The sequence below is a fragment of the Lacrimispora sp. genome (genome assembly GCF_032078915.1).
Classification (GTDB): Bacteria; Bacillota; Clostridia; order Lachnospirales; family Lachnospiraceae; genus Lacrimispora.
On record NZ_DAMAUN010000076.1, the window covers coordinates 1 to 16,095 of the forward strand.

6 protein-coding genes are annotated in these 16,095 nt (G+C 44.3%); all 6 read right to left on the reverse strand.

Features of this window, described 5'->3' with window-relative positions; all coding sequences use genetic code 11:
- Positions 1-506: hypothetical protein (locus tag RT269_RS22975; protein ID WP_313186125.1), on the reverse strand; the 506-nt coding region annotated here is incomplete at its 3' end.
- Positions 507-532: 26 nt separating this feature from the next.
- Positions 533-13,150, reverse strand: a complete 12,618-nt coding sequence (locus RT269_RS22980; RefSeq protein WP_313186127.1) for a hypothetical protein — start codon at positions 13,148-13,150, stop codon at positions 533-535.
- A gap of 1 nt (position 13,151) precedes the next feature.
- Positions 13,152-13,952 (reverse strand): hypothetical protein, encoded by an 801-nt coding sequence (locus tag RT269_RS22985; RefSeq protein WP_313186128.1) that lies wholly within the window; start codon positions 13,950-13,952, stop codon positions 13,152-13,154.
- A gap of 129 nt (positions 13,953-14,081) precedes the next feature.
- Positions 14,082-14,627: a hypothetical protein gene (locus tag RT269_RS22990; protein WP_313186129.1), complete on the reverse strand. Its 546-nt coding sequence runs from the start codon at positions 14,625-14,627 to the stop codon at positions 14,082-14,084.
- Positions 14,624-15,169, reverse strand: a complete 546-nt coding sequence (locus tag RT269_RS22995) for a hypothetical protein (protein WP_313186131.1) — start codon at positions 15,167-15,169, stop codon at positions 14,624-14,626. Before RT269_RS22995 ends, RT269_RS22990 begins: the two co-directional genes overlap by 4 nt.
- 38 nt (positions 15,170-15,207) lie before the next feature.
- A complete protein-coding gene (locus RT269_RS23000) occupies positions 15,208-16,053 on the reverse strand; it encodes a hypothetical protein (RefSeq protein ID WP_313186132.1) in 846 nt (281 codons plus the stop codon).
- Positions 16,054-16,095 lie beyond the last annotated feature (42 nt).

The following is a 16,095-nucleotide window of genomic DNA, read 5'->3' on the forward strand; positions in this document are numbered from 1 at the left end:
CCAGCCGGAAGATTTTTCTTTAGCTTTATCTTATCAATATACTGTCCCGGCTTTATACCCTGACTCTCATACAACACTTCATTTGTATCATCTCTGCGAATCACCACACGACAGTAATAACGGTTCTGCGGAATATTCTCCAATCCAATAGAACCTTCACTTTTAGCATCATTGAAAATCGCTCTGGCATTCATGGATACATTAAACATGCCTTCTTCCACAACAGAGTTTAGAATCCCCTGAACCTCTGTAGGTGTTTTCCCCTGCAAAGAACCATCCTGAGCCAACCTGTCAAACCAGTATTTGGTTGTCGCATCCATCACCTGATTGTGTGTATACCACCAATATCCACCACCGGCACCGGCAATGATAAGCAATAGCAGGATCAGAAAAAGGGCTTTTTTCTTGCCCTTCTTCCCTCCATTTTCATTGTTTACATTACCAGCTGCCAGGGCTTCTTTTGCGGTTTTCTCTTGAATATTTTGTGTTTCATTTATTTCTTCCAACGCTAAAACCCTCTCTTTCGACTGTGTTAAGGAGTCCTTCTGGACGGGAGAATCTCTACCTTATATTTTAACAGATATTTTGCTCTGGCATTAATTACACCGGAGTCAGAAGTTCCGTCCATGTATTTTTGTACTTCGGCTTTGGTAGATCCTTCAATCGGGAAGGAGGCATCCATATACTTATCCACAAACCCATTACCTACGGCTCCGATAAAGGTAAAGTTACCAGACGTCTGCGTTTTCAATGTTCCAAGCACAATCGGTGCTGCGGTAACTGTTGATTCTGCATAGTGCTGTAACGAGGTCTCTGCGATATCAAATCCCGTTCCGCCGATGGCATCATCTAAGCCTTTTACGGCCAGATATAAATCATTCTCAGCTGTTGTTACCGCCGCACTGGCGGTTAAATTCATCAAATAAGCCGGGTCAGTTGTAATACCTGCCACCATCGTCTGATTCTCAAATCCGGTAATGGATACTTTCGCATCATAGATTCCCTTGTTTTTAATCGTATATTCCGGTGCAGTAAATAGATCCATGCCTGCTGAAGAATCATTAACACTCATTAATTTGTTCGTACTGTCATAAGAACCTCTCCGGCGAACAACAAGATAAATATCAGCCGGTACTTCAACTTTTAAAACTTCCCAATCCTGTAATTCGAGAACATCCGGGTTGCTTTCAGCTTCTACCAGGAATAAGTTCTCCGGTACCGTACTTCCCAAACGGAAATGCTCATGCTCCGCATCTGCATTTGGATCATAAGCCAAACTGCTGGTAAACTGTACCACATCTCTGCCTTTTACCGCATGATCCATATCGATATCAAAGATCTGATTCTTCGGTATTTCCACCGCCGTCTGAATCACGTGGTCAGTTCCCCAGACCGGACTTTCTGCCGTTCCGGTATTCACAGAGGTTAAGTAGAAGGTATTCTGATGGCCATCCAGTTTTTCCGGAGCACTTACGATCGTAAAAGTACCGTCCTGATATACCACAGACCCTTTCGCAGCCTTGTTATTTTCAAACAGAGTACCGTCAACCGTCGCCGTGCCGCTGTTTAAGATGGCACCGCCATGCTGGCCATTTAGATCATTTTCCTGATCATAAGTATTGTTGTTATTATAAAGGGTTACATTCGACAGAAGACTCAAAGCTCCGCCTTTTTCAACGGTTATTAACGGTGCCTTTGCTTCCCCGTTCCGGCTTACGATCGCACCGATCGGAAGATCGATACTGGTCTTTGGTTCACTGTGTCCGTCAAAGTACACGTTCGCACTGAACTGGGCGGTTGCACCATCCCTGACATTCAGCAATGCACCGGTATAGTCCTCCACATCATATTCCGCCGCAGCTCCGGCCACCGGGTCCTGGACTGCAAAATCCGGCTGTATATATCGGACAATGTTAATCTTATTGGTACTTCCCAGCATAACAGCTCCACCTGTGCCGATATAAGACTGTCCCGTCATCTGGATATCACTGTTTACCTGAATGGTACCGACTACATAAATCGTATTTCCGCCCCGGGTCTTTAATAACTCAAAAGCTCTTGCCAACGTTTTTACAGGAAACTTCGGAGTCGAACCGGCAAACCGGTCCCCCTGGTCATCGATACCGTTTGCACCGTCAATATAGACGGCTACCGGCACCTGCAGCTCCAGGATATGCGGATATCCGCTGCGGTTTGACAGACAGAAGAAATCTTTTACCCGCTCTTCTAACAGGAAATAACCGGCATCATTGACTGTTGCGTTGATTCCAACCTGATAATGAACCATATCTCTGCCCATATAGGAATCTCTCACCATTACATGGAAATTATTTTGTATTGGAGTACCGTATACATCTACGGTTAAATAACGGCTTGTATCATGGTTTGCCTCTTTGGTTCCGAATCCCTCCAGGAATACACTTCCGCCAAAGTTCGTATAACGGCTGAAATGTAAGTATCCATTGCTGTATACATCCGTACCTCCGGAAATCACTTGATCGCCTAATGCAAGGTTGGAAAATTCAGTATACTCAAGAAAACAGGTTCCTTCATCCAGCAGCTCAATACCAGCACTGGTGCCTTCCATAATATCAGAATCATTTAAGTGGCCGACTACGTATTCCGGCCCATTCTTATTTTTTGTATTGTAATTATTAATAAATAGCGTTGCGGTAGGAACACCATTGCTCACACCCTCCGCACGGTAACATTGCAGCACACCGCTTCCTTTAACGGTAATCAGCGGGGACTGAGCCACTACGGCCGGCGCAACTAAGGTAGGATTCATGCTGTCACTGCTGATAGAATGCCCATCCAGATAAATACCGCTTAAAGTCAGTTTACCCCCATTGCCGATATAGAACAGACTGTCAAGCAATGTTTCATTGCTGTATCCATCATAAACGGGGTCAGCAGCATCATACCCTTTTGGCTGGGAATATCGTTTGAAATATACCTGGCCCCTGATATTAACAGTCTCATCCGGATCCTTATAGTATCCTTCATAGTGGGAGGATCCGTTGCTATTGTAAACCTTAATATTCATCAGTTGAATATCGGATGGTTCACTGGCTCCGCCAGTAATATCCAAAGTATCTACAATATAAATCAGAACACCATTGGTACCTGCCTGATATCCAATCGCCTCAAAGGTACGTTTTAATGTCTTAAACGCCTTTTCCGGAGTTGTTCCATCATGACTTTCATCATCTGACCCACTCTGGCCATCCAGATAAATTACCCTTCTCAGACTCAATTCCAGAATGGAAGCATTGGAACTGTTGTTTACAATATCATACAATGCGTTGATCGCATCATCAAATGAATAATATTTCAGTTGTGTTTCACCCGGCACGGTACCGTCCTTATATCGAATCAATGGACGGCCATTGTAGTCATTGCTGACAGAAATCTGTAATGCGGTTGAAGGCACATAGGTAGCATCCGGCTGTATATACGCCGAAGTTATATCAGCTGTACCATTTAAATATACTTTACCGGATATAACCGGTGAACCAGACAGATACATCTGTCCGAGGGATGATGGATTGCTTTCACTTGCATGGAGATAAATTGCACTTCCATAAGTTGCATTGTTACCTTTTATCTCGCCGCCATTGATTGTCAGGATTCCCCGTTCGGCTACCTGAAAAGCACCGCCTTTTGAATCCAGGTTATCCACAAATCCATCTTCGGCAATATAGTTGCCGCTGTTGTTGTTATTCGAAAAGGCTGCGCCGCTTTCTACTGTTACACTGATCCCTGTAAGAATATTCACCAGGCTGTCACCATTGCTTACCGTACTGTCTGTACCTCTGCGTCCCTGAATTGTGATATCTTTAAATGTCAGGTTATAATCCGGCTGAATCAAGCAGCCGTAATATGCCCGCTCAAGCTCCGGTGTCTCAGTACCATCGCTTTCATAAACCGGGAATCCGGTATAACGGCACATATAGGCAGTTTCCGGTAATGTCCACACACTTTCGCTGCTTGTATTAATCGCCTTGCCGCATACGTAAATCACATAATGTTCTGTAGTTCCGTGAGTCGTTAATACCCCCACACTTTTGGCTTTGGTAAAGCTTTTTACGGCCTGACTCGGCTTTAATCCGGTGTTCGTATCTTTCCCGTTAACCGAATCAAGATAAACTGCCTTCATCAGAATCAAGCACTGTTCTTCCTTTACCCCGCTCACACTTCCGGCAAGGTTACTGGTTCTTCCCCGATCCAGTACATACGGATTCGACCGTACATCAAAATATGGGAGATAGGAACCAACGTTAGTTACCTTATTACCATCTGGCTCTACGACTACACTGCCTTTTCTAAAGTAGCTGGTTCCCTGATTTAAGTATATATGGTAGGAACGTCCGGTCTGATAAATATGATCACTTACTTTAATGGCACTTAAGGTTTGGTACAAATAAATGTTGTCACTGATATCCGCTCCACCGCCACGCAGTTCAAAGCCCTTCTGCATAACAAAAATTGGCGAGTATTTATTGATAGACTGCTGTCCTGATGCATTTGTCGTATTTTGGCTGATCTGCCCGCCGGAGAAAATCATCTGGGAAGAACTGCTAATACCCTGATGGAAAATTGCACTGCCGCATCCACCTTCATTTCCACGGATAATTCCACCGCTGATTGTTACAGTACCATCATAATTTACAATCGCACCTGCTGCTCCCGGATTTGTATCTCTTGAAACAATCTTGTTATTCTCGATCAGACCGCCTCTCATCTCCATACCACTGGGGGCGGAAGTAGTGCTGTGTATATAAATCGTCCCGATACGGGCGCTGGTACTTTGCGCATTTGGAGCTTTTAGTTCATTATTTATTATCTGCCCCGATTTCATAATCAGATTACCCGGATAAGCAGTACTGACCCCCTGGACCATTACCACAGAGGCAAAGTAGCAACTACTGAAACTACCGCTTGTTTCTCTTACTATATTCCGAATGGTTCCGCCGTTTATTTCAAGAGTACCGCCATAAATTTTCACACCCAATGCTGAGGCATTGCTATAGGCGGCCGTTACAGCCTTGTTGTTCTGCAATACTGCGCCTTCTAAAAGGACAGCGGTCCTTCCTCTGCCAACCATCAGCAATTGATCATTCACGGCTGTTGTCAATAAGATACCATTGGCTGAGCCGCCGTCTATTGTAATATTTTTAAATGTAACAGTAGAGGCGTAAACCGTACTGGTACTATCGGTACTATCGTACAGCGTAATCAGTATACCGCCATACCCATCATAACGGGTTACCAGCGGCTGCCATCTTTGACCACTCAGAGAATTCGTTACGAATCCGCCGGGATCAAATGACCAGTCGTCATCCTCTGCCAGTACGTTAACTGTTGAAGTACAGATAATGATATTCGCTCCGGTCGTATAATAACCGCCTCCCCGCAGCAGTTCTCTGGCACGTTTAAAGGTTTTGACCGCTGTAGATGGAGTGTTGCCGGTGTTGGCATCATTCCCGTTGCCTGACAGATAAACATTATTTTCTCCCAGCAGCACAAGGTTTGGTGACAGCTCGACGATCGGCCGGCTGGCTGCCATTCCGTCAGCACTGGCCTTATGGAAATATGCCAGCTGGCTGCCCATCCCTGTAAGATCCATAATACCAACCAGATCCGGCTGAACCACTGTCTTACCGGCAAAACCTTCAACCAGATGCAAATCATACTTTGGTGCCTGTCCGGTCGCAGCATGGGTCATTGTAATCGGTTTGGTACTGTTGTTCATATAAATCAGACCCTTAACCGTACTTCTTCCATCCAGCTCAATGTATCCATAATTATCAATTACCCGGGCCACGTAGGAGCTTGATGCATAAGGACTGTCACTGATCTTTACCAGCGCTTCCCCCTTAAGCCTTAAGGTTGCGTCAGCCCCTAAGTAGACCGCATCTGTATTTCCCTGAATGGACGGCGTAGAAAAGCTTCCATCATCTTTAATTCCATTTAATTCAATAATGACTTCATTGTGATAGCTTGTTGTGGAGTCGCCGATCGTTGCTGCATAAACACCGCCGCCTTTGTTATCACAAATAGAAGCTGAATCATTTAAGGTAATTCTTGCTGTTCCGGCCCGATGATAGGAGGCAGTTGTTGAACGTGTTAAGTAAATTCCCGAACTTGCTGTACTGCCATTATTAACACTGGTGCCATTTCCGGATATTTTTGCAGTTCCGTTCATTGTCACCTGAATGGGACCGTTGGCATATATTCCGGCTCCCTGATTTCCGGAAGCAGCATCTGTGCTGCTGTAATAATCACTGCCGCCGATCATTGCATTGTCATTTAACGTGATCTTTTGGTACCCAGTGCTTTCTGACCAGTTGTTCTGAGTATGGACCAATTGAATTCCTGAACCGGAGTTACCGGATATTCTGGAGTTACCAAACATTTCTACGTTTACCTGTGATGCCCCATAGGTAGTACTTCCGGTCGCTGTCGCTTCGGCGATCCCCATATTATTCTGTTCAATCGCTGCATGGTCTTCCATCCGAATGTTAATTGGACTGCTATTAACCAGATAAAAGTAAATACCATAGGTGGTTTTGTAAATCCTGCTGTGATCTTTCATCAGAATATCAGCTGTTGATGTGGTGCTGCTGCGGCCCGTCAAATATATTCCGTCTGCCCCGCCAGCAATCAGAGCCTTCTTTCCCATTGAAACAGTGCTGTTTTCTGCCGCCCCAAGGTAAATGCCATGGCTCATATCCGTAATCGAAACTGATTCTTCTTCGGATCCGTCAGCTTCCATATTCAGTAAAATCATTACATCTTTTGCATTAGAACTATTTGTAATAATCCCGCAGGTAAGGCTCATAACATTCGGATTACCAGTAATTCTTGAATTGTTTAACATTTCTATCTTCGGTGATATTCCGTTGTTCACAGAGATTCCATAAAACCAATAGGATGTGCCTGTGGCTGTACTATCAAGTATAATCGCCGCATGATCCTGCATCTTTACCGATGCCGTTGTCGTACTTGTGGGGGCAAGATAAATACCATATGTCGTGGTGCTGCGATATCCTCCATAAGTAATGTTGGCCCGGTCTGACATCGTAAGAGAAAAATTGGCACACCCATAAATGCCATATTGCCAATATGCGCCATCCAGCGTTGCAATGCTGGCATCTTCTGTCATATCAATCGTTGAATCACTGCCTGAAATATAGATAGCGCCGCTCACTGCGTTGCCGACTTCTAATCTGGCATTCTCCTTCATTTGAACGGAGGTATTAGCATAGGTGGAATAAATCAGATAGCTATTCAGCAGTGTGGAACCCGGTCCCTGCATAATAGCACTGTTACCTTCCATAGATACGGAGACATTCGTTCCTCCCATCCATATCGCATAGCCGGAAAAGCTGGCAACCTTTTCAACTGTATTATCTGTGATAATCTTTGCCTCTCCCAGCATCGACATTTTGGCCGAACCATACAACCTGACCGTACACTGTGACTGGTTATTATATAGCTGCTTGTTCACTTCACCAATTTCGCCGCTAAGTGTTACTTTTCCATAAATGTCCAGTGCACTGTAGTAATTATTCCTGATCATTGAATCTCCGGTCAAAGTCACCAATGTACCTGCAGATCCATAGATGACCGGGCTGTATGAACTCTGATCAGCAAGAACGACTGTATCCGCCATACCATCAATAATCAGCCTTCCTGTAGTAAATGACACTGTATTGCTGCCATTACCTACTTTAATCATCGGCTGCCGCACAAAGGAAGCAAACCGGCGTACCTGCGGCTCATATACCGGGGTCCCATTGCGTTCTTCCGCAATCGCATAATACTCATTTATATCAGTATACAGCGGATCATCATAATTAAGTTCCCAGGATTCATTGGTGTTAATATCCACCTGACCGCAAATGTAGATAAATGGTGCAAAGCCTTCCCTTTCTTCCTCCGGAAGGGTACCGTCATGAATAACGGCTTCGTTAATCCTATTTTTTAAAACCTCTTTTGCTCTTTCAAAAGTTGCAACCGCATCAGCCGGAGAGGTACCCCCATTGCTGTCATTTCCGCCGGTTCCATCACTTTTATATCCGGCTAAATACACACCCTGGCCGACAATAATGACATTCGTTCTGGTGGTGTTAACTGCATCTCTAAATCCGCCAAGTTCGCTTCTTCTTGGCAGCTCACCACCGCGAAAATGATCTAAGTTGCCCATTGCACTCATCAATGCGGGATATTGCCGGTTTACCTGAGTCGCCGCAGATAGATCATCATTTGGTTCCATCATTGCCCGGTTCGCAGCACTTCCCAATGGTTTCAGTACTACACTGCCGGATTGAAACACATCACTGTTTAAGTCAATCGGAAAGGCTCCATAAGCCGTATTATCATCTAGCGGCGCTGCAAGTACTGTCAGGAAAGAGCTTCCTGAATTTAAAAAGATGACATCGGGATTGGCTCCATCTTTCTTATCAGCGGTAACCTTACTGAAATCAAAATACTTACTGTAGGTACTGGTTGATGTATCATCAATATAGATATTGTACACACCCTCCACCTGTTTTAATGGAACCGGCTGCTTAAAATGTCCATTGAAAATATCAATGTATGCATAACCGCTTAAATAGAAGTTGCTTCCCTGTACAGCCGCACTGTTCTGGATCGGGCCGGCAATATCCATCATAAATGAGTAACCAGTTGTAATAGCAATCCCGCCGCCATAGTCCGCATGGTTATCCTTTAGTTCGAATTTTCCATCTTCCGTTTCTGAAAGATACACATAAGCACTGGTACTTGACGTGTAAATACCGCCGCCCCTATTGGTCGCAGTATTGTCTGTAATGGAAGAGTCCTTCATATAATAACGTCCGCTGCTAATTGCCAGTGCAGCGCCATCCCCTGCCCGATTGTCAGAGATCATCATGTTCCTGAAATAAGAGTAAGAGGTTGAGCTGGTGGAATAGATTCCTCCGCCCTGTGTAACCGCCTCATTGTTACTGATCCGTACATTCTCAGCATGCCAGCTGCCGCCGTTATGAGTGACACCTCCGCCATAAGTACCGTAGCTTCCCGCAGTGATTTTATTGCCGCTGATTTCAATTGCTCCCGGTGTGGTTGCCATCATATAAGCATGGGCAGTGGTAGTAGAATAACCACCTATGTAAAGTCCGCCGGTACTCACTGTTGCAGAGTTATTAATAATCTTAGTTCCATCTTCCAGAGTAAGAGTTCCATATCCATAGAAGTAAATACCTCCGGAATCACCATAGCTGCTGGTACGATATGATATCGCTTTATTTTCCTCTATAATGGTTTCTTTTAAGGTTAAAGCAATATTCTTTCCGGAACTTCCGGATGCATAGATTCCTCCGCCGCGTCCGGCTCTGTTATTAGAAACCGTTGTATCTGTTATCGTAAGGGTATTGCCGCCGGCAAGATATATACCGCCGCCCTGGTTATAATTGTAAATATCAGAGTCAGTATAGTACTCATATCCCGTTTGATTCGTAGTTATTGTACTTCCGGTGATTGTATGACTGTTTGTACCGGCGTCAATATAGATACCTACACCTCTTACGTAGCCATATGTGGTAAATGCACCATGGTTCCCATTCACTAACCCGGCATTCATCGCAAGCTTACCATCAGCCCCTATATAAATTCCGACTCCTAAATTAACATTCGTATAACTTTTGTATACTCCGCCAGCTTCATTATCAGATATGGCCGCATGATCAATATTTAAGCTGCCATTCGTATAAATACCGGTACCATAAGCAAAATATGATTTATTGTTACTGATTACCGTATCTTCCTGTTCCCCGTTCCCATCACCGATGTTTACGATTGTACCTGTATCCGCAAATATACCCACCCCTTTTGAAAACAGTACGGTGCTATTTGTGCCTGAAATTTGATAAGTCAGTATGCTGTTACCTGTGATCTTTCCCTTATTCATAATAAAGGAGGTCCCTGCATCCACAAGATAAACACCGGCGCCATATTGATAGGTCTGGTTTCCGGTAATGGTACCGCCGTTCATTGTAAACCTGGCGCCATCGCTTAAAACCACACCACCTCCGGCCTTATGAGTGGTTATTCCGGCAGTATAATAATCTGCACGGTAAGAATTGTTCTTTTGAATAAAACCATTGTTCATCTCAACTGTGGTACCGCTTCCGGCAGCAACCACACCCTGCTCCCGGTTCTCAATCGAACCAGTCCAGCCCGCTTCCATTACAAAGCGGCTGCCTCCGGTAACCGTTACGTGGTTACCCAGGGTGACATCTTTCTGATCAAAACCGGTACTCTTAAGACGGGTTCCGTTCAGGGTAGTCTCTCCCCTTAAGTTCAGGGTTCCGCCTGCCTCTACCTTAATCGTAACACTGTCAGTATCATCCACCATATTACGGATAAAAACGTCACGTATGCTTAAAACACCGCTTCCAGTTACTTTGATCAAAGTCTTTGGAGTTTCGTGACGCGGCACATTGACGCTTCCCTCTCCCTGACTTGCAATTTTATCAATATGAGATACGACTTCTGTCTTAACATCAGTACCTCTTGCGTAGTCATAACGGGGTTCCAGCTCCCATTCCGGTTCACTGGCAGAGTCTACGGTCACAGTATTACAGATATAAATTACCTCCGGCATCGGATAGTCGGCTTCAATTTTATCTAATGTCATACCGGCTGCATCCTGTCTGGCCTGCAGACTCTTGGTCATTTCATCCTGCCAGATCGCTCTTGCTCTGGCCCATGTTTTCACCGGATAGTCGCAGGATGCACCGTAATTTCTGTCATCGCCATCCACACCGTCAATATAAATTCCATCGAAGTAATAAATTGCATAAAGTTCAATATTCTGAGCATTTACAATACTGTCATCCTCGGCCGTATCCTGCCGCAGTGACCAGTCAATACTTGAAAGACCGCCATTTGCCACAGACCGGTTGGTACTGTGCAGCTTTATCCGGCCAAGCAGCGCCTGGCCTACTGAATCTGCTTTTGCAATCGGGTCTGCATCATCGGTAATTGATGATGCCAAATCTCCGCCAGGTATCACAACATCTACATACCGGTAAGCTACGTTCTTATTAATATCGCCAAAGAATATTCTTAAATCACCATCATGGATAGAATCCACACTGCATACCTGTACCGGATGATTCGCTAAATCAAGAAAAGCATTTATTTGAATATATCCCTTTTCTTCTGTCCTGACATTCTTTTCGATAATAAGGTCTCCCTCATTTACCAGGATCGTCTGAGCTTCGGTCTCATTGCCGCTATTATCATACATTCCGCCAAGGTAAAGATTTTCTACAATCAAGGTCTTGTTTTCCGGTACGATGATTGCCGGCTGTGCAGTAGAATTCCATGTGCCAAGAGGAGTTATCAATGAAGCTTCGGCAGAAGCCAGGTAAAACTCTCCGTCCGAAAGCTGCTCCAGATATTCACCGGCGTTATCATCTCCTAAATTCAGGGATCGCATGGCTACAACCATTCCATTGGACTTCTTAGCCTCCTCAGCTGCTGCACTCCAGGTTTTAAGCGGAGCACGCGGGTTTGATCCATCATATAAAACATCATCGCCTGCCGGATAAATCTCCCCATCAATGGTCATAGCAGCTCCCGGATTCCAGTAAATAACCTTTGCCTCACCTAAAGAACGGCTTGCAATCAGAGTCTTGCTGGTCAAAGTATCTGCCTCAAAGGCAAAGGACCGGGACATGATTTTATTTTCTGAACCCGTATCTCTTAACTGAGCAGCTGCCTCAGTCTCGACCTCCAGGTTCCAGTTATCAGATTCTGCCAGAGTAAAATAGCCTAAAAACTCTTCCTCAGTTGCATCATCCGCATAAAGGGTTGTCACCAGTTCACGTGATTCTGCCTTGCCATCATCCCGTAATTCCAGAAGATATTCGCCGCTGCCACCGTCAAATCCTTCCATCAACTCGATAATCGGATCTCTCCATGTACTGGCGGACATCTTATCTACTATCAGTTCAACATTATCTTCATCGGTGTCTAAAACATAATTATCAATATCAAAGGCCGCTTCTCCTGCCCCCTTTGCTTGACTGGCGGTTGAAGCCAGCGGTTGCAACGGAAGTGTTTTCTCAATTCGTTCGTTTTCTGCTGCTGCCGTATTATCTGTATTCGCAGCATTGGAAGGAGATGCCGTATCTTCTTTCCACTCTATATCTTCCTGCTCACTGCAGTAATCCATTACAACACAGCCATTAATATTGACATTCTGTCCCATTTGAAGGACACCGCCCCGAACATAAACCAGCTCTGTCTCATCAGGATCATGATCCGGATTTTCTGCCTCAAGAAGAACATTCGTCAATGTTAATTGTCCGCCATTCACATAAAACAACGCGTCACTTTCATAAGGACGTTCCGGCCAGGATGCTATGCGGATATTCCCTGCATTTAATACATACAGTTCCCCGTCTGCCACCTCCATCGGATTCATTGCATAAATAGTAATGTCCGATGGATCCAGTCCTTCTTTCTCCATCAGATCTTTTGCACGCTCAATTGCCTTTTTAAGAGTTTTTACAGGCTTTGTGGGACTCAACCCATTAGCAGAATCTTTTCCCATTTTTGCCCTGGATGGAGTTGCATTGGACACGGTTGCTGCTGCATTCGATGCGGTTGCCAGTTCTGCAGGCAGCTGACCGCCCGGATTCCAATAAATTGCATGACCATCGTCCTCTAAAGGTTCTAACGGCAAAGTTTCCTTAATGCGGCCGCCTCCACCCTCAATTGGTTCTAATGGCAAGGTTTCTTCTATACGGTCTGCTCCGTCTTCCATTGGTTCTAATGGCAGTGTTTCCTCAATGCGGTCTGTTCCATCTTCAACTGTTTCTGACGGCTGATTTTCCTCCATGCGGTCTGTTCCATCTTCAATTGTTTCTGACGGCTGATTTTCCTCCACACGGTCTGTTCCATCTTTAACAGTTTCCGACGGCTGAGTATCCTCCATGCGGTCTGCTCCATCTTCAATTATATCTGAAGATGGCATTTCCTCTATCCTTTCATATTCCATTGATGTGGTTTCTGCCAGAATCATAAGTTCCTGAGTGGGAAAGATCATAAGGAAGCACAAAAGGAACGCTGCAAATCTTTTGAATTGTGTCATTCTAATCTCTCCTTTTCGTTTCTTTGCTCTCATTATCCAATTTTGATAATTTCCAGATAGCTCCTCCTGCAAGCAGAAAGAATATTAAGCCATAGGCCCAATAAAGAAGAGCCCCTTCCACTCCGGTTTTGGGGATTCCTCCCACGTAGCTCAACGGAGGCGTATTATCCGGAATATCAGAAGGGAGCTTATCTAAAGGTGGGCCTCCGGGAAGGTTTCCCCCCGGAACAGTTTTATCAAGTACTGTATCTTTATCATCACCACCATCACCATCTTCGCCGTTCTTCTTCTGATACAATTTTATGGTAATCGTCTCCGGAACCTTATCCCCCTTCAATAGATAACTTCCGTTGTAGGGGTAAGGAAGCCATCCGGCTTTATAAACCCGATACTGAATATTATTATCGTTTAGATACACTAACGTACCATTAAACGTATAGTTCTCATCGTTCTTAATAAACTGGTCACTATCCGATACTAAAGAGGCCATGTTATATGCCACGTCCAACTCATAAATACCGTCTCTATCCGTTAAACCAAACAAAACATAACGGTTCAGACTCGGGATAAAGATTTCCACTGACACCCCTTCAATCGGATTATTATTGTCTCTGTCCAAGACCTGAAAACGTAATTTCCCCATATAATCAACAACCACACCTGCAACAATATCGGTCCGCCCATTTCTTTTTGGTACGGTTCCTCCTCCCAGACTATTTTCATCTGCCCAGACAGGGAAACAGACAAACAGAAACAACAGGTCACATATCAGCCATGATAAAAGGAATCTCTTTCTGCCCATAATATCCACCTCCGTTCTGCTACAATGTATTTATGGGTAAGGTTCACGGCAGCCAGCCGTATCTATTCGCAGCCGTTCGATTTATACGGGCTGAACTGCTGTACTTTCTTGCAAATCTTATCCGTTTTCTCATGACGTTTTATTCGCAGATTTAATAATTACGACTACTTTCCATGCTGTTTCACCTGCATATTCTTCACCTTGTGTATAAAAGCTCCAAACTGCAGTACAAGGATAATACCCTTGTTTAAGGCCGCCGGTTAAATGAATTTCTTTTATGTAATATCCAGGCTCAATCAATCCGGATTCATAAACTACTTCTCCGGTCGCATCTCTTACAATTCTTAATGTACAGCTAAAATTATTCTTTTTGTCATTTGCAATCCTGGCTTCTCCGGGTCCATCAGACTGATCAAAATAAATCTGACGTTCCAAAGAAACATATTTCATATTTTTGACCAGTTCCTGGTTTCTCAAATCTCTTACAATTGCATCATCTTCACCTTCTGCAAGCTCCTGTTTCCATTCAAGTTCTGATTTGGCATATTCTTTTCGGGTCTGTTGATTACTGAACATTTTCTGTAAGCCCATGCCCACAAAAAATGAACCGGCCAGCAAGCAGATTACCTCTAAGAACAAAAAGCAACAGCGGATTTTGTTGTTATTCAATTTCATTTATAAAAAAGACCATCCATCACATGAAGTACAATTTTTACATTTGCTTCCGAGATCTTATCCTCAGTCTCATCCAAGGAGTATGTGGTAAAGTGCGCTGTCGCCTGATAATCTCCGGCCTGAAGCGTTTTATTTAACTCAATATATTCAATATAAAATCCTGGGTCTATCAGTCCCGACCGATAAATAATTTCTCCAGTGTCATCCAGCCTGATATCTACCTGGAAAGAATAATGGTTTGCTGCAATATTTTCGATTGCAATCCGCCCTTTCTTTCCTCCGTTTTCAAATACCGGACCGGCTGCGATTCCGATATCCACCATACCTTCTGCTACCTTGGTACTTAAAATATCCACGATTTCCTGGTCTGTCTTACCCGGAAGCATACCACCCAAAGCCAGCGCATCTCTTGTTAAACGGCTTAAATTATTGTCTCTGGTCATCTGGTAATAGATGCCTGATCCAATTCCAATCAGAAGCAGCAGCAGAATAATAATGATCCATAACAACTTACTTTTTTTCTTATCTTTTTGCACTGTCATCGTTCCAGTCCTTTACTTTCTTTCTATTTACTAATAACTTACGGCGTTACTTCCGAAAGTTCTCCCGGTATCACCTGCCAAAAAATCGCTCCGACTTTTAACGACTCTTCGACCTGCGAATATTCGTCCTGCCTTCCGCCTGCTTTGACGCCTACATTGACATATGTTTCTGAAGGTACATTTGCAGTTCCCGCCGCAGTATATCCATTTGCCAATACATCTTCCGGTGCATTCAATGCTATTTTATCTGCATACCAAAATACATTCCTAAGCTCCGTACTGCTATCTTCATAACTGATTGTTACCTGGCCAGGAACAGAAAATGCAACATTATCCATCAGCATCTGATACTCTTTAAAATTAGTCTGTGACGATACTCCATCCCATGTCGGATCATAACCTACCGCCTTCCAGTAATGCGTCTTCCCTTCATCACTGTCATAGCCGGCAATAAAAGGCTTTAACTCAACCGGCAATCCCTCCCTTGGCGGATGCTCTTCTTCCAGATGCTCTTCTCTTACATCAGTTGAGTAATTCAGGATCGGGATTGTATGTTCCGAAAACGTCTGCAATTCAAACTCTGCGATTGTTCCTGCTCCGGAACCGGAAGGTACGCTGACATGTACTTTTACATTCGGCACAAGTAAGTTTCCATTCTCGACTGACACCGGATATGTATCACTGCTGTCAACACTTCCACGCACTACAAATCCATACGCCAATGGAACGGTTACCGATATCCTTGCTTCTGATGGTATCTGAGTTACACTCAACCACACATTGGACGCAGGGCCTTCGCTTGCTAACGCAGAAAAGCGCAGGCAGGCCGTACATACAAATCCAACTGCGGTAAGTCTAACTATATATTTTTTCCATCGTTTCATAGGATTCATTTGTTTTCCTCTTTTCCATTCTGGCTGTTTCCG